This is a genomic window from Pseudomonas sp. E102, from assembly GCF_052660185.1.
The window spans coordinates 4241190-4256080 of record NZ_CP084025.1; the positions used below are offsets into that span (position 1 = coordinate 4241190).

The 14891-nt window shown below is 62.9% G+C and carries 15 protein-coding genes; 14 read left to right on the top strand and 1 reads right to left on the bottom strand.

Annotated features, from left to right (window positions below):
• Nucleotides 1-82 precede the first annotated feature (82 nt).
• The 3 genes from DOCECA_RS19305 to DOCECA_RS19315 are packed head-to-tail and all read left to right on the top strand — an operon-like array spanning nucleotide 83 to nucleotide 2822.
• A complete protein-coding gene (locus DOCECA_RS19305; protein ID WP_445570943.1) occupies nucleotides 83-871 on the top strand; it encodes an ABC transporter ATP-binding protein in 789 nt (262 codons plus the stop codon).
• Entirely contained in the window at nucleotides 868-1815 is a 948-nt protein-coding gene (locus DOCECA_RS19310; RefSeq protein WP_445570944.1) for an ABC transporter substrate-binding protein, read from the top strand. The genes DOCECA_RS19305 and DOCECA_RS19310 overlap by 4 nt, the downstream gene beginning before the upstream one ends.
• The gene (locus DOCECA_RS19315) at nucleotides 1812-2822 is read left to right on the top strand and encodes a FecCD family ABC transporter permease (protein ID WP_434608009.1); all 1011 of its coding nucleotides are present in this window, start codon (nucleotides 1812-1814) and stop codon (nucleotides 2820-2822) included. The genes DOCECA_RS19310 and DOCECA_RS19315 overlap by 4 nt, the downstream gene beginning before the upstream one ends.
• On the opposite strand, the gene DOCECA_RS19320 is transcribed toward DOCECA_RS19315, so the two are convergent.
• Nucleotides 2797-4332: a class I SAM-dependent methyltransferase gene (locus tag DOCECA_RS19320; RefSeq protein WP_434701473.1), complete on the bottom strand. Its 1536-nt coding sequence runs from the start codon at nucleotides 4330-4332 to the stop codon at nucleotides 2797-2799. The genes DOCECA_RS19315 and DOCECA_RS19320 overlap by 26 nt on opposite strands.
• 270 nt (nucleotides 4333-4602) lie before the next feature.
• Here DOCECA_RS19320 and urtA point away from each other — a divergent pair, with 270 nt between their 5' ends.
• The 11 genes from urtA to ureC all read left to right on the top strand — a co-directional run bounded on the left by urtA (nucleotide 4603) and on the right by ureC (nucleotide 14873).
• Nucleotides 4603-5868, top strand: coding sequence for an urea ABC transporter substrate-binding protein (gene urtA / locus DOCECA_RS19325; RefSeq protein ID WP_445570945.1), 1266 nt, complete (start codon nucleotides 4603-4605; stop codon nucleotides 5866-5868).
• Between the two features lie 162 nt (nucleotides 5869-6030).
• Nucleotides 6031-7533, top strand: a complete 1503-nt coding sequence (gene urtB, locus DOCECA_RS19330) for an urea ABC transporter permease subunit UrtB (RefSeq protein ID WP_434608014.1) — start codon at nucleotides 6031-6033, stop codon at nucleotides 7531-7533.
• Nucleotides 7533-8612, top strand: coding sequence for an urea ABC transporter permease subunit UrtC (urtC, locus tag DOCECA_RS19335; protein WP_420766248.1), 1080 nt, complete (start codon nucleotides 7533-7535; stop codon nucleotides 8610-8612). The genes urtB and urtC overlap by 1 nt, the downstream gene beginning before the upstream one ends.
• Nucleotides 8609-9481 carry an urea ABC transporter ATP-binding protein UrtD gene (gene urtD, locus DOCECA_RS19340; protein WP_445570946.1) on the top strand — a complete coding sequence of 291 codons (873 nt, stop codon included), beginning with the start codon at nucleotides 8609-8611 and terminating at the stop codon, nucleotides 9479-9481. Before urtC ends, urtD begins: the two co-directional genes overlap by 4 nt.
• A 135-nt stretch (nucleotides 9482-9616) precedes the next feature.
• Nucleotides 9617-10315: an urea ABC transporter ATP-binding subunit UrtE gene (gene urtE / locus DOCECA_RS19345; RefSeq protein WP_434560905.1), complete on the top strand. Its 699-nt coding sequence runs from the start codon at nucleotides 9617-9619 to the stop codon at nucleotides 10313-10315.
• Nucleotides 10316-10346: 31 nt separating this feature from the next.
• Complete coding sequence (locus tag DOCECA_RS19350; protein WP_434649081.1) at nucleotides 10347-11189, top strand: urease accessory protein UreD; 843 nt, start codon at nucleotides 10347-10349, stop codon at nucleotides 11187-11189.
• 154 nt (nucleotides 11190-11343) lie between these two features.
• Nucleotides 11344-11646: an urease subunit gamma gene (gene ureA, locus DOCECA_RS19355; protein WP_420766244.1), complete on the top strand. Its 303-nt coding sequence runs from the start codon at nucleotides 11344-11346 to the stop codon at nucleotides 11644-11646.
• 9 nt (nucleotides 11647-11655) lie between these two features.
• Nucleotides 11656-12189, top strand: a complete 534-nt coding sequence (locus tag DOCECA_RS19360; protein WP_420766243.1) for a GNAT family N-acetyltransferase — start codon at nucleotides 11656-11658, stop codon at nucleotides 12187-12189.
• A gap of 5 nt (nucleotides 12190-12194) precedes the next feature.
• On the top strand, nucleotides 12195-12728 hold the full coding sequence (locus DOCECA_RS19365; RefSeq protein ID WP_434560911.1) for a GNAT family N-acetyltransferase: 534 nt from the start codon (nucleotides 12195-12197) through the stop codon (nucleotides 12726-12728).
• A complete protein-coding gene (locus tag DOCECA_RS19370; protein WP_420766241.1) occupies nucleotides 12725-13030 on the top strand; it encodes an urease subunit beta in 306 nt (101 codons plus the stop codon). The genes DOCECA_RS19365 and DOCECA_RS19370 overlap by 4 nt, the downstream gene beginning before the upstream one ends.
• 142 nt (nucleotides 13031-13172) lie before the next feature.
• Nucleotides 13173-14873 carry an urease subunit alpha gene (gene ureC / locus DOCECA_RS19375; protein WP_434608025.1) on the top strand — a complete coding sequence of 567 codons (1701 nt, stop codon included), beginning with the start codon at nucleotides 13173-13175 and terminating at the stop codon, nucleotides 14871-14873.
• Nucleotides 14874-14891: the final 18 nt, after the last annotated feature.

A 14891-nucleotide genomic window follows, 5' to 3' on the forward strand; every position in this document is an offset into this window, starting at 1 on the left:
TAATCGGCTGACCCACCGCGATCGCGAGCAGGCTCGCTCCGACAATGGACTGGGGTTGCGAGCCAATAACTTGAGTGAACGCATGACCTCCCTGACCCTTTCCAATCTCGCCTGGACGCCCCTGGGCCATGGCCATTGCCATCACCAGTTCCAGCTGCGTGACGCCACGCTGCAGGTGGCGGCCGGGGAGTTTGTCGGATTGATCGGCCCCAATGGCAGCGGCAAGACCAGCCTGTTGCGCTGCGCCTATCGCTTCAGCCGGCCGGAACAGGGGGAGGTCAGACTCGAGCATCACAACCTCTGGCAACAATCCTCGCGCTGGTGCGCACAGCGCATCGCCGTGGTGCTGCAAGAGTTTCCCGACGCCTTCGGCCTGACGGTGGAAGAAGTGGTCGCCATGGGCCGCACGCCCCACAAGGGCCTGTTCGACGGCGACAACGAAGAAGACCGCAGATGGGTGCTCCAGGCGTTGGAATCGGCGGGGCTCGAAGGCTTTGGCGATCATGCCTTCGCCACGTTGTCGGGCGGGGAAAAACAGCGGGTGATCCTTGCTCGCGCCCTGGCCCAACAACCGCAGTTGTTGATCCTCGTCGAACCGACCAACCACCTCGACCCGCACTATCAATTGCAATTGCTGCAGCTGATCAAGGGGCTGGGCATCGGCACCCTCGCCAGCCTCCACGACCTCAACCTGGCGGCCGCCTTCTGCGATCGCCTGTACGTGATCGAACATGGGCGCATCGTCGCCAGCGGCACGCCCAGGGATGTCCTCACCGCCGAGCTGTTGCGCGAGGTGTTCGGCGTCGAAGCCCTGGTGGACGAACATCCCCTGTCCGGCTACCCACGAATCACTTGGATAACCCAACCATGACCTTGCGCTTGCTGCTGTTGCTACCCCTGCTGCTGGGCAGTGCCCATGCCCTGGCCGAAGCCACCCGCTACCCCTTGACGATCCAGAGCTGCAATCGCCAGGTGGTGTTCAACGAGGCCCCTCGCCACGCCGTCAGCCATGACATCAACATGACGCAGATGATGCTCGCTTTGGGCCTCAAGCCGCGCATGGTCGGCTACAGCGGCATCAGCGGTTGGAAATCGGTGACACCCGAGATGGCGAAGATCCTCGAAGGCCTGCCGGAACTGGCCGCCAAATACCCCTCGGTGGAAACCCTGCTCGATGCCAACGTCGATTTCTTCTTCGCCGGCTGGGACTACGGCATGCGCGTGGGCGGCGACCTGACCCCGCAAACCCTGCAACCACTGGGCATCAACGTGTACGAGTTGACCGAATCCTGCGCCTTCGTGATGAAACGTCCGCCGGCTTCCCTGGAAGACACCTACAACGACCTGCGCAACCTGGGGAAAATTTTCGACGTGCAGGACCGCGCCGATGCGCTGATCGCCACGATGCAGGCCCAGGTGGCCGAGGTGCGCAAGCATCTTCCAACCCAAAGACAGCGCGTGTTCCTGTATGACAGCGGCGAAGATCGCGCCATGACCTCTGGGCGCCTGGGCATGCCCCAGGCCCTGATCGACGCTGCCGGCGGACGCAACATCCTCGATGACGTGGAAACCAGTTGGACCCGGGTGAACTGGGAGAACGTGGTGGAGCGCAACCCCCAGGTCATCGTGATCGTCGACTATGGCGAAGTCAGTGCCGAGCAGAAGCAGCAGTTCTTGCTGGCGAACCCGGCGCTGCAATCGGTGGATGCGATCAAGCACCGGCGCTTCATCGTGATCCCCTACGTGCAGGCCACCCCGGGCATCGATAACGTGCTGGCGGTGCAAACCCTGGCGCGGGGTTTCCACGGCCAATGAACGATCGTCGCTACGCCGCCCTGCTGATGACTCTCGGCGCGCTGTTGCTGGTGTCGTGCGTGGTGTCCCTGGGCTTCGGGCCGGCGCGGGTGCCGGTGGCCGTGGTCTGGGACCTGTTGCTGCACAAGGCCTTCGGTGTCGGCGAGGTGTATTGGACGCCCGGCCAGGAACATATCGTCTGGCTGATACGCGTCCCGCGCCTGCTGCTCGGAGCCCTGGTGGGCGCGGGGCTGGCGTTGATCGGCGCGGTGCTGCAAGCGGTCACGCGCAACCCACTGGCCGATCCGCATCTGCTGGGCGTCACCTCCGGCGCGACCCTGGGTGCGGTGATCGTGGTGTTGCATGTCGGTGAAATCATCGGCCTGCTGACCCTGCCCCTCGCCGCGTTCATCGGTGCATTGCTGAGCATGTTGCTGGTGCTGGCCATCGCTGCCCGCCACGGTCGCCTGGAGAGCGATCGGCTATTGCTGTGTGGCGTGGCGGTGTCCTTCGTGATGATGGCGGCGGCCAACCTGCTGTTATTCCTCGGTGATCATCGCGCCAGTTCGGCGGTGATGTTCTGGATGCTCGGTGGCCTGGGCCTGGCGCGCTGGGAACTGCTGGCCGTGCCAGCCGCCAGCGTGCTGTTGGGGCTGGTGTTGCTGCTGGGCATGGCCCGGCCCTTGAACGCGCTGATGGCCGGCGAGCAGACCGCCGTGACCCTGGGCCTGAACGCGGCGAAGGTGCGGCTGTGGATTTTCCTGATCGCGTCCTTGATGACCGGCGTGCTGGTGTCCATCAGCGGCTCGATCGGCTTTGTCGGGTTGATGGTGCCGCACATCGCCAGGCGCCTGGTGGGCGCCGAGCACCGTCGGTTGTTGCCTGCCTGCGTGCTGCTCGGCAGCCTGTTCCTGGTGTGGGTGGACGTGGCGGCCCGCACGCTGATCGCGCCGGAGGATTTGCCGATTGGGGTCGCTACCGCGGCCATCGGCGGGCTTTTCTTCATTGGCTTGATGCGCCGTCGTTGAAAAGATGCTTCTTTTTGTACACGCCGAACAGCTCGGTCCCCAGCCCTCCATGACGAAAATGCTCAAGCTCCGCTCGGACCATATCAATGACCAGCGCCCGATCTTGCGCTTGTTCAAGATTGAAATTTCCACTGTAGGCCAGATTGACCATTCGCCAGAGGAAGCAGTTGGTACGGTAAACATCCACAGGCTTGAGCCAGCGTTCAAGCAGCGCGGTAATGTCCTCGCTTCGAATCCCCTCGAAACACCCAATCGAGTGGTCCTTGTCTGGAATGACTGAATCGACGACCTGGGTATCGGCATTTAACCGATAACGCGCCGGCAAGGCTGAGAACGCCGCATCAGCAGCGACTATCGCGTCGGGCCACAAGCGATTGCCATTACGTCCCACCGCCTCCCCGACACTCCAGAACTCGCCGTCATTTTTCAAACTGCGGGAGATAAAGAACATGACCTTTTCCAGCTCTACCAAATGATGCAATGCCGAAACACAAATAATGACATCCCACTGCTCACCGGTAGGCACCAGGTTGTTCGCATCCGCCACGATCAAGTCGAGGCTGATGCCTGGCGGAAACTGCTTTGCAGCGATCTGCAGCAGGTCCTCATTGATATCCAACAGCGACCACTGCACCCCTTCGGGAATAGCCGCCGACAGGCCCGCCTCTATCCGCGCGGCGCCACTGCAGATCGACAAGACTTTTATTTCCCCATGATCCCTGACTTTCTGGCGCAGCCTCGCTTGGAAATCAGGCGGAGTTTGCGGGACATTCGCCCTCAGGAGACGAGTCGCATAGGAGTAGGCTGCCTCACCTTCGAACGGTTCGAGGATCACAACATCAGCCTGCGCACCACGCTCTGGCGCAGGAGCCATTCCATCCAATCGGCGCACGTTGCGAGCAACGCCCATTGCATTAGCACGCTGTTGTTCCTGCACTTTGGAGTAGAACTCGTTCCGGTAGACGCTACTGAAATGCGCTATCTCGTTTTTCATGCGCATTGAATGATGTGTCTTCGCCAGAAGGGCCTTCATCTCCTCCTCCCTGGCGATGCACAAGTCAGATATCGCTAGCCAGTCGGCGGTAGGATCGTTCTGCGCACCTGGCCCGCACTCTATCAAGAGACGGCCACGTTTGCCGGCCAACCAAGCCAGATCCAGCGTTACCGTCCTGCATTCCGACGGCGTAGGCCCTCCTCCAAAATGAAACATGCCAAGTGGACATTCGGCTTGGGCCCCATCATCCAAAAAAACAAAGGCACAGGTGAGCCCATCCAAACTGATGCTGGGCAGGGCAGCCGAAAAGCGAACGTATAACCTTGAATCAGAAGACACCCTCAGCGTGCTACTTCGAAGGCGTTCACCAGCGGTGAGAATCAGCGAATACCGTCCTTCCCTCAAATGCGTCACATGCATCCATCGGGGATGCTCGGCCCGTCTGACTTCAGGCAGCACGTCAAAAACAGCCGTCTCGTCCAAAAGAAAATGGTTCGCAACGCCAGCGTCATTCAAACGGATTCCCCTACTTCAGAATGGCAGAAGCGTCAGCATAGTCGGGCAGTTGAAAATTTCACCTTGAGTCAACCCCGATCCACGCCCCAATGCGGAGCGGCACATTGCACCAACACCCGCGATACGGTCACTGATGGTGCATTGTCATTTTCCTGCCTCGCCGCCATCCCCGCGTTTCAACGCCTTTCTCCAACTGGGCACACCCCTTGCAAAAGCGCTTCCAGCGTTTGCATCTGCCCTTAAAAATCATAAGTCCACGGAGATCGCACAATGAAGCGTCGTAGCTTGATCAAGGCTTTTACACTCTCGGCAAGCATTGCCGCGATGGGCATGACCTGGACCGTCCAGGCCGCCGAGACCATCAAGGTTGGCATCCTGCATTCGCTGTCCGGGACCATGGCGATCTCCGAGACGTCCCTCAAGGACATGACATTGATGACCATCGACGAGATCAACGCCAAGGGTGGGGTCAACGGCAAGAAGCTCGAAGCGGTGGTCGTGGACCCGGCGTCGAACTGGCCGCTGTTCGCCGAAAAGGGCCGGCAATTGCTGACCCAGGACAAGGTCGCCGTGGTGTTCGGCTGCTGGACCTCGGTGTCGCGTAAATCCGTGTTGCCGGTGTTCGAAGAGCTCAATGGCCTGCTGTTCTACCCTGTGCAATACGAAGGCGAAGAAATGTCGCCGAACGTCTTCTACACCGGCGCGGCGCCGAACCAGCAGGCGATTCCGGCGGTGGAATACCTGATGAGCGAAGAAGGCGGCAGCGCCAAGCGCTACTTCCTGCTGGGCACCGACTACGTCTACCCGCGCACCACCAACAAGATCCTGCGCTCGTTCCTGCACTCCAAAGGCGTGGCGGACAAGGACATCGAAGAAATCTACACCCCATTCGGCCACAGCGATTACCAGACCATCGTGGCCAACATCAAAAAATTCTCCGCCGGCGGCAAGACTGCCGTGATTTCCACCGTCAACGGCGACTCCAACGTGCCGTTCTACAAGGAGCTGGCGAACCAGGGCCTGAAGGCCACCGACGTACCGGTCGTGGCGTTCTCGGTGGGCGAGGAAGAACTGCGCGGCATCGACACCAAACCCTTGATCGGCAACCTGGCGGCGTGGAACTACTTCGAGTCCGTGGATAACCCGGCGAACAAGAAGTTCGTCGACTCCTGGAAAGCCTACGCCAAGGCCAAGAACTTGCCGGGTGCCGACAAAGCCGTGACCAACGACCCGATGGAAGCCACCTACGTCGGCATCCACATGTGGGCCCAAGCGGTGGAAAAAGCCAAGTCCACCGACGTCGACAAAGTCCGCGAAGCCCTGGCCGGCCAGACCTTTGCCGCACCGTCGGGCTACACCCTGACCATGGACAAGACCAACCATCACCTGCACAAGCCCGTGATGATCGGCGAGATCCAGGCCGACGGTCAGTTCAACGTGGTCTGGCAGACCGAAGGGCCGATCCGCGCGCAACCGTGGAGCCCGTTCATCGCTGGCAACGACAAGAAGCCTGACTACGCGGTGAAGAGCAACTGAGCCCATGGGAGTCGGCCCTGATCCCCGGGCCGACACACACCCCTTGTGGGAGCGAGCCTGCTCGCGATAGCAGCGGATCAGCCAGAAGACATGTGACTGACACACCGCTATCGCGAGCAAGCTGGCTCCCACAAAGAAAGAAGTTTGCGCAAGGCCTAGCATATGCCCACCGCCCTTTACCGCCTCATCCTCGCCCTGGCCCTGCTGTTGCCACTGGGCGCCCATGCCGGCGACGCCGAAGACTTCGTCGCCGCCAACCCGACCCAGCAGGCCAAGCTCCTGGAAACCTGGGCCGCGCAGCCGGAGCCTGAGCGTGTCGAACTGATCAACGCCTTGCAGCAAGGCCAGTTGACCGTCGATGGCCAACCCAAGACCCTGCGCCTGAACAACCGCTTGCGAGGGCTGATCGAAACCGCCCTGGCCAGCCATCAACTGCTCGCCGTCGATGCCGGCGTGCGCCTGGCTGCCGCGCAACAGCTGCAAAAAAGCGCCCGCCCGGCGCAACTGGCGTTCCTTGATCGGCAACTGGCCGGCGAGCAGGACGAAGATGTCCACGCCGCCCTGAGCCTGGCCCTGGCGAATTTGCAACTGGTGGACACCAACCCCGCCGTGCGCCTGGCGGCCGTGCGACTGCTGGGGGAAACCGGCGACCCGCTGGCCCGCACTCGCCTCGAAAACCTGCTCGAACCCGGTGTCGAAACCGATGCCGCCGTGCGCACCGCCGCCGAAACCAGCCTCGGCCAGGTCAAGCGCAAACTCCTGATCGGCGAGCTGCTGGGCCAGGCGTTCAGCGGCATGTCCCTGGGCTCGATCCTGCTGCTGGCCGCCCTTGGCCTGGCGATCACCTTTGGCTTGCTGGGGGTGATCAACATGGCCCACGGCGAGATGCTCATGCTCGGCGCCTATTCCACTTATGTGGTGCAGATGCTGTTCCAGCGCTTCGCCCCGAACGCCATCGAGTTCTATCCGCTGATCGCCTTGCCGGTGGCGTTTTTCATCACCGCCGCCATCGGCATGGCCCTGGAACGCACGGTAATCCGCCACCTCTACGGACGGCCCCTGGAAACCCTGCTCGCCACTTGGGGCATCAGCCTGATGCTGATCCAGCTGGTGCGCCTGGTGTTCGGCGCGCAGAACGTGGAAGTCGCCAACCCGGCCTGGCTGTCGGGCGGGATCCAGGTGCTGCCGAACCTGGTGCTGCCGTACAACCGCATCGTGATTATTGCTTTCGCGCTGTTCGTGGTGGTGCTGACCTGGTTGCTGCTGAACAAGACGCGCCTGGGCCTGAACGTGCGCGCCGTGACCCAGAACCGCAACATGGCCGCCTGCTGCGGCGTGCCCACCGGGCGGGTGGACATGCTCGCCTTCGGCCTCGGCTCGGGCATCGCCGGGCTCGGTGGCGTTGCCCTGAGCCAGATCGGCAACGTCGGCCCGGACCTGGGCCAGAGCTACATCATCGACTCGTTCCTGGTGGTAGTGCTCGGCGGCGTCGGCCAGTTGGCCGGCAGTGTGTTCGCCGCGTTCGGCCTGGGCATCGCCAACAAGATCCTCGAACCGCAGATCGGCGCCGTGCTCGGCAAGATCCTGATCCTCGCGCTGATCATTCTGTTTATCCAGAAGCGTCCGCAAGGCCTCTTCGCGCTTAAAGGACGGGTAATCGACTGATGAACCAGCCCCTGATGCTTACGGCCACGCAAAAGGCCGGACCCAAAGTCACCCTCGCCGTCGGCGCGGTGATCCTCGCCGTGCTGCTGAGCCTGCCAGTGTTGTCGCTGTTGGCGGTGGATAACCCGCTGCATGTCTCGGCATATACCCTGACCTTGGTGGGCAAGATCCTCTGCTACGCCATTGTCGCCCTGGCGCTGGACCTGGTCTGGGGCTACGCCGGCTTGCTCTCCCTGGGCCACGGCCTGTTCTTCGCGCTGGGCGGCTACGCCATGGGCATGTACCTGATGCGCCAAGCCGCCGGCGATGGCGTGCCGGCGTTCATGACGTTCCTGTCGTGGACCGAGCTGCCTTGGTACTGGGCCGGCACCGACAGCTTCCTCTGGGCGATGTGCCTGGTGGTGCTGGCGCCGGGCTTGCTGGCGCTGGTGTTCGGTTTCTTCGCCTTCCGCTCGCGGATCAAGGGCGTGTACTTCTCGATCATGACCCAGGCCCTGACCTTCGCCGGGATGTTGCTGTTTTTCCGCAACGAGACCGGCTTTGGCGGCAACAACGGCTTCACCAATTTCCGTTCGATCCTGGGCTTTGGCATCACCGAGCCGGGCACCCGCGCGGTGCTGTTTTTTGCCACAGTGCTGCTGTTGGTGGCGAGCCTGTTCATCGGCTGGCGCCTGGCTCGCAGCAAGTTCGGCCGGGTGCTGACCGCCCTGCGCGACGCGGAAAACCGCCTGATGTTCTGCGGCTACGATCCCCGTGGCTTCAAGCTGTTCGTCTGGGTGTTGAGCGCGGTGTTGTGTGGCCTGGCCGGGGCGCTGTACGTGCCGCAGGTGGGGATCATCAACCCCAGCGAAATGTCGCCGACCAACTCCATCGAGGCCGCCGTGTGGGTGGCCCTCGGCGGGCGCGGCACGCTGATCGGGCCGTTGCTGGGCGCCGGGGTGGTCAACGGCATGAAGAGCTGGTTCACCGTGGCGTTTCCGGAATATTGGCTGTTCTTCCTCGGAGCCCTGTTCATCGTCGTGACCTTGTATCTACCCAAAGGCGTTATCGGGCTGTTGAAGAAAAGGGGCGAACAATGAAAATCACACCGACAGCGGATTTCATGCTCGAACCGATTATTGAACCCCCTCTCGATGCCAATCGGGACCAAGGCAGCAGCCGCGACGCCATCGGCCTCGGCCGGGCCGCCGGCGTGGGCCTGAACACCCGCCACGGCACCATCCTGACCCTGGAAGACATCAGCGTCAGCTTCGACGGTTTCAAGGCGCTGAACGACCTGAACCTGTACATCGGCGTCGGCGAACTGCGCTGCATCATCGGCCCCAACGGCGCCGGCAAGACCACGCTGATGGACGTCATCACCGGCAAGACCCGTCCCAGCCACGGCAAGGCCTGGTTCGGCGAAACCCTCGACCTGACGACCATGAGCGAAGTACAGATCGCCCAGGCTGGCATCGGTCGCAAGTTCCAGAAACCGACGGTGTTCGAAGCCCTGAGCGTGTTCGAGAACCTGGAGCTGGCGCTCAAGACCGACAAATCGGTGTGGGCCAGCCTACGGGCAAGACTGACCGGCGAGCAACGCGACCGCATCAGCGACGTGCTCGAGACGATCCGCCTCGCCCCTTCGGTCAACCGCGCCGCCGGGCTGCTTTCCCACGGCCAGAAGCAGTTCCTGGAGATCGGCATGCTGCTGGTGCAGGACCCGCAACTGCTGCTGCTTGACGAGCCGGTGGCGGGCATGACCGACGCGGAAACCGACTTCACCGCCGAGCTGTTCAAATCCCTGGCGGGCAAGCATTCACTGATGGTGGTGGAGCACGACATGGGCTTCGTCGGCGCGATTGCCGACCACGTCACCGTGCTGCACCAGGGCAGCGTGCTGGCCGAAGGGTCGCTGGAACAGGTGCAGGCCGATGAGCGGGTGATCGAGGTGTATCTCGGTCGCTGAGGCGAAAGCAATTGGCTTTTATGTGGGAGCGAGCTTGCTCGCGATAGCGGTGGATCAGCTGGAATGCAATGTAACTGACCCACCGCTATCGCGAGCAAGCTCGCTCCCACAAGTGACCTGAGGAGAATCTGGAAAATGCTGCAAGTCGACAAGCTGCACCAATACTACGGCGGTAGCCACATCCTGCGCGGCCTGTCGTTCGACGTGAAGGTCGGCGAGGTGACGTGCCTTCTCGGTCGCAACGGCGTGGGCAAGACCACCCTGCTCAAATGCTTGATGGGCCTGCTGCCGGCCAAGGAAGGCGTGGTGAATTGGGAAGGCAAGGCCATCACCACGTTCAAGCCGCATCAGCGGGTCCACGCCGGCATCGCCTATGTGCCGCAGGGCCGGGAAATTTTCGGGCGGCTGACGGTGGAAGAAAACCTGCTGATGGGCCTGTCGCGCTTTCCGGGCTCAGAAGCCAAGGAAGTACCGGCCTTCATCTACGAATTGTTCCCGGTGCTGCTGCAGATGAAACAACGCCGGGGTGGCGACCTGTCCGGCGGCCAGCAACAGCAGCTCGCCATCGGCCGGGCCCTGGCCAGTCGGCCGCGCCTGTTGATTCTCGATGAGCCCACCGAGGGCATCCAACCGTCGGTGATCAAGGAGATCGGCGCGGTGATCAAGAAACTCGCGGCCCGGGGCGACATGGCGATTTTGCTGGTGGAGCAGTTCTACGACTTCGCCGCCGAGCTGGCTGATCAGTACCTGGTGATGTCCCGGGGCGAGATCGTGCAGCAGGGCCGTGGAGAAAATATGGAAGCCGAGGGTGTGCGCGGATTGGTTACGATCTAGTCTGTAGCGTCCCGACGACAATCAGAAAATCATGAATCTACCTGTATCGCCATCCGCCCTGTTCACCCCCAGCTGGCACGCCGAGCTGGACTTGGGCTATGCCCGATTCGGTGATTGCACGCGCCCGGTCCGGCGCCGGCACAAAGGCCCGTTGCGGGTGCAGAAGCACTTGTACGCCGAAGGTTCCGAGGTGTGCCAGCACATCATCGTCCACCCGCCCGGCGGCATTGCCGGTGGGGATCGGTTGGACATTTCGGCCCAGGTCGGCCAGGGCGCCTGGGCGCAATTGACCAGCCCCGGCGCGGCCAAGTGGTACCGCGCCGCCGGCCCGGCGTACCAGCAACTGAGCCTGAGCGTGGCCCCCGGCGCGACCCTGGAATGGCTGCCCCAGGAAACCATCGTCTTCAGCGCGGCCCAGGCCGAACTCAGCACGAACATCGATCTGCAAGGCGACGCCCGCTTGTTCTACTGGGACATCGTTGCCCTCGGTCGGCCGGCCAGCGGCGAGCGGTTCGACGTGGGACACTTTCAGTCGTGGCTGGACATCCGCCGCGACGGCCAGTTGCTCTGGCACGAGCGTCAGCGCATCGCCGGTGGCGATGGGTTGCTCGACTCCCCCATCGGCCTGGGCGGCGACCCGGTGTTAGCCACCTTGCTGGTGACCGGCGAGATCGACAGCGAGCTGCTGGAGCGCTGCCGCTCCCTGGACCATGCCGTGCGTGGCGACCTGACCCAACTGCCCGGCCTGGTCGTGGCACGCTGCCTGGCGAGCGAGGCATTGTTGGCGCGGGGGTGGTTGATTGAGTTGTGGCGGCTCCTGCGCCCGGCGTTGCTTGGTCGAGAGGCTGTGCCACCTAGAATTTGGAGCACCTGAATTTGCTTTTACCTGTGGGAGCGAGCTTGCTCGCGATAGCGGTGTATCAGCCAACCATTATGTTGAATGTTCGATTGCCATCGCGAGCAAGCTCGCTCCCACAAGGGATCGGTGTTTACTGCGAAAAAAATTATCTGCCCCTTATGGATTGCACATGGACCTGACCCCACGCGAAAAAGACAAGCTGCTGATCTTCACCGCCGGCCTCGTCGCCGAGCGGCGACTGGCCCGGGGCTTGAAGCTCAATTACCCAGAGGCCATGGCCTACATTTCCGCCGCGTTGCTCGAAGGCGCCCGCGACGGCCAGACCGTGGCCGAGCTCATGCACTACGGCACCACCTTGCTGAGCCGCGAGCAGGTGATGGAAGGCATCCCGCAAATGATCCCGGAAATCCAGGTAGAGGCGACGTTTCCCGACGGCACCAAACTGGTAACCGTCCACCAACCCATCGTCTGAGGCAACGGCATGACTTATCAGATCCGAGACGCCCAGCACCGCGACCTGCCGGCGATCCGCGACATCTACAACGATGCCGTGCTCAACACCACGGCGATCTGGAACGAGCAGCCCGTGGACCTGGGCAATCGCCAGGCCTGGTTCAGTGCCCGGCGCTCCCAGGGCTACCCGGTACGGGTGGTCATCGATGCCGAGGACAACGTGCTTGGGTATGCCTCGTTCGGCGACTGGCGGCCGTTCGACGGCTTCCGCCACACCGTCGAGCATTCGGTGTACGTCTGCCGGGACCAGCGCGGCAAGGGCCTTGGCCCTGTGCTGATGAGTGACCTGATCGAGCGCGCCCGGGCCTGCGGCAAGCACGTCATGGTCGCCGCTATCGAGAGCGGCAACGCGGCGTCGATTCGCCTCCATGAGCGGGCGGGTTTCGTCACCACCGGGCAGATGCCCCAGGTGGGCACCAAGTTCGGCCGTTGGCTGGACCTGACCTTCATGCAGTTGGTCCTCGACCCCGGGGCGCCACCGCCCGCCATGGACAAGGAGTGATACCGATGAACGCCGCCCAGTTGCGTCGAATCCACGCTGAAAGCTTTGCGCATTATCGCCAGGGCCTGGTCGACCTGTTGCTCGACGCCGTGGGTCATGGCGCCAGCGTGGGGTTCATGGCCGACCTGGATGCCGTACAGGCCAGGGCTTATTTCGACGAAGTCCAGGCCAGCCTCAATCAGGGTCACCTGCTGTTGTGGGTGGTGGTCAAGGATGAACAGGTACAGGCCAGCGTCCAGCTCGCCCTGTGCCAGAAGCCCAACGGCCTCAACCGTGCCGAAGTACAAAAACTGCTGGTGCGCGGCGACGCTCGTCGCAGGGGCCTGGGCCAGCAATTGATGAGCGCCCTGGAGCTCGGCGCCCGTCAGCACAAGCGTGGGCTGCTGTACCTCGACACCGAGGCCGGTTCCGAAGCCGAGGCGTTCTACCGCGCCATGGGCTACACCCGCGTCGGAGAACTGCCCGACTACTGCCAGAGCCCGGACGGGACCTATACCCCGACCGCCATCTACTACAAGACTTTGGGACAACCGCAATGATTCCAGGCCAATACCAGGTTCAGCCCGGCGATATCGAGCTCAACGCCGGCCGCCGCACCGTGACGCTGAAGGTCGCCAACAGCGGCGACCGGCCGATCCAGGTCGGGTCGCATTTTCATTTTTTCGAGACCAACGACGCCCTGGCCTTCGACCGCGCCGCCAGCCGTGGCATGCGCCTGAACATCCCGGCCGGCACCGCCGTGCGCTTCGAGCCGGGTCAGAGCCGAGAGGTAGAACTGGTGGACCTGGCCGGGCATCGCCGGGTGTTCGGGTTTGCCGGGCGGATCATGGGCGACCTTTAGGTCATGCGGTGTCTGCTCTGGCCCCATCGCGAGCAAGCTCGCTCCCACAGGGGACCGCGATCAAACTGTGGGAGCGAGCTTGCTCGCGATGAGTGAGCGCAGCGAACGGCTTCAACATTCAATTGAATCTCAAGGCAAGCACATGAAAATCTCCCGCCAAGCCTACGCCGACATGTTCGGCCCCACCGTCGGCGACAAGGTCCGCCTGGCCGACACCGAGCTGTGGATCGAGGTGGAAAAGGATTTCACCACCTACGGCGAAGAGGTGAAATTCGGCGGCGGCAAGGTGATTCGCGATGGCATGGGCCAGAGCCAGCTGTTGGCTGCCGAGGTCGTCGACACGCTGATCACCAACGCGCTGATCATCGACCACTGGGGCATCGTCAAGGCCGACGTCGGCCTCAAAGAGGGACGCATCGCGGCCATCGGCAAGGCCGGCAACCCGGACATCCAGCCCGACGTCACCATCGCCATCGGCGCCAGCACCGAAGTGATTGCCGGCGAAGGCATGATCCTCACCGCTGGTGGCATCGACACCCACATCCACTTCATCTGCCCGCAGCAGATCGAAGAAGCCCTGATGAGCGGCGTCACCACCATGATCGGCGGCGGCACGGGCCCGGCCACCGGGACCAACGCCACCACCTGCACCTCCGGGCCGTGGCACCTGGCGCGCATGCTGCAGGCCGCCGATGCCTTCCCGATGAACATGGGCTTCACCGGCAAGGGCAACGCCAGTCTGCCGGAACCGCTGGTCGAACAGGTCAAGGCCGGCGCCATCGGCCTGAAGCTGCACGAAGACTGGGGCACCACGCCGGCGGCCATCGACAACTGCCTCAGCGTGGCCGACCAGTACGACGTGCAGGTGGCGATCCACACCGACACCCTCAACGAGTCCGGTTTCGTCGAGACCACCCTGGCCGCGTTCAAGGGCCGCACCATCCACACCTACCACACCGAAGGCGCCGGTGGCGGCCATGCGCCGGACATCATCAAGGCCTGCGGTTTCCCCAACGTGCTGCCCAGCTCCACCAACCCGACCCGGCCGTTCACCCGCAACACCATCGACGAACACTTGGACATGCTGATGGTCTGCCACCACCTGGACCCGAGCATCGCCGAGGACGTGGCGTTCGCCGAAAGCCGTATCCGACGCGAGACCATCGCCGCCGAAGACATCCTCCACGACCTCGGCGCCTTCTCCATGATCAGCTCCGACAGCCAGGCCATGGGCCGCGTTGGCGAAGTGATCACGCGCACCTGGCAGACCGCCGACAAGATGAAAAAGCAACGCGGCGCCCTGCCCGGCGACGGCGAAGGCAACGACAACTTCCGCATCAAGCGCTACATCGCCAAGTACACCATCAACCCGGCGATCACCCACGGCATCAGCCATGAAGTGGGTTCCATCGAAGTGGGCAAGTGGGCCGACCTGGTGCTGTGGCGACCAGCGTTTTTTGGGGTCAAGCCGACGTTGATTCTCAAGGGAGGCGCGATCGCCGCCAGCCTGATGGGCGACGCCAACGCCTCGATCCCGACACCGCAACCGGTGCATTACCGGCCGATGTTCGCCAGCTACGGCGGCTCGCGGCATGCCACCAGCCTGACCTTTATCAGCCAGGCCGCCGCCGAGGCCGGGCTGCCGGAACAGCTTGGGCTCAAGAAAAGAATCGCCGTGGTCAAAGGCTGCCGCGACGTGCAGAAAACCGACCTGATCCACAACGACTACCTGCCGAGCATCGACGTCGACCCGCAGACCTATCAGGTCAAGGCCGACGGCGTGCTGTTGTGGTGTGAACCGGCTGATGTGTTGCCCATGGCGCAGCGCTATTTCCTGTTTTGAGCAGAGGCCGGCGGCGAG

Excerpts from the sequence above, each read along its gene's own strand:
- urtB (WP_434608014.1), top strand. The coding sequence starts at position 6,031 with ATGCCCACCGCCCTTTACCGCCTCATCCTCGCCCTGGCCCTGCTGTTG.
- urtA (WP_445570945.1), top strand. The coding sequence starts at position 4,603 with ATGAAGCGTCGTAGCTTGATCAAGGCTTTTACACTCTCGGCAAGCATT.
- DOCECA_RS19350 (WP_434649081.1), top strand. The coding sequence starts at position 10,347 with ATGAATCTACCTGTATCGCCATCCGCCCTGTTCACCCCCAGCTGGCAC.
- urtE (WP_434560905.1), top strand. The coding sequence starts at position 9,617 with ATGCTGCAAGTCGACAAGCTGCACCAATACTACGGCGGTAGCCACATC.
- DOCECA_RS19360 (WP_420766243.1), top strand. The coding sequence starts at position 11,656 with ATGACTTATCAGATCCGAGACGCCCAGCACCGCGACCTGCCGGCGATC.
- DOCECA_RS19370 (WP_420766241.1), top strand. The coding sequence starts at position 12,725 with ATGATTCCAGGCCAATACCAGGTTCAGCCCGGCGATATCGAGCTCAAC.
- urtD (WP_445570946.1), top strand. The coding sequence starts at position 8,609 with ATGAAAATCACACCGACAGCGGATTTCATGCTCGAACCGATTATTGAA.
- DOCECA_RS19315 (WP_434608009.1), top strand. The coding sequence starts at position 1,812 with ATGAACGATCGTCGCTACGCCGCCCTGCTGATGACTCTCGGCGCGCTG.
- ureC (WP_434608025.1), top strand. The coding sequence starts at position 13,173 with ATGAAAATCTCCCGCCAAGCCTACGCCGACATGTTCGGCCCCACCGTC.
- urtC (WP_420766248.1), top strand. The coding sequence starts at position 7,533 with ATGAACCAGCCCCTGATGCTTACGGCCACGCAAAAGGCCGGACCCAAA.
- DOCECA_RS19310 (WP_445570944.1), top strand. The coding sequence starts at position 868 with ATGACCTTGCGCTTGCTGCTGTTGCTACCCCTGCTGCTGGGCAGTGCC.
- DOCECA_RS19305 (WP_445570943.1), top strand. The coding sequence starts at position 83 with ATGACCTCCCTGACCCTTTCCAATCTCGCCTGGACGCCCCTGGGCCAT.
- ureA (WP_420766244.1), top strand. The coding sequence starts at position 11,344 with ATGGACCTGACCCCACGCGAAAAAGACAAGCTGCTGATCTTCACCGCC.
- DOCECA_RS19365 (WP_434560911.1), top strand. The coding sequence starts at position 12,195 with ATGAACGCCGCCCAGTTGCGTCGAATCCACGCTGAAAGCTTTGCGCAT.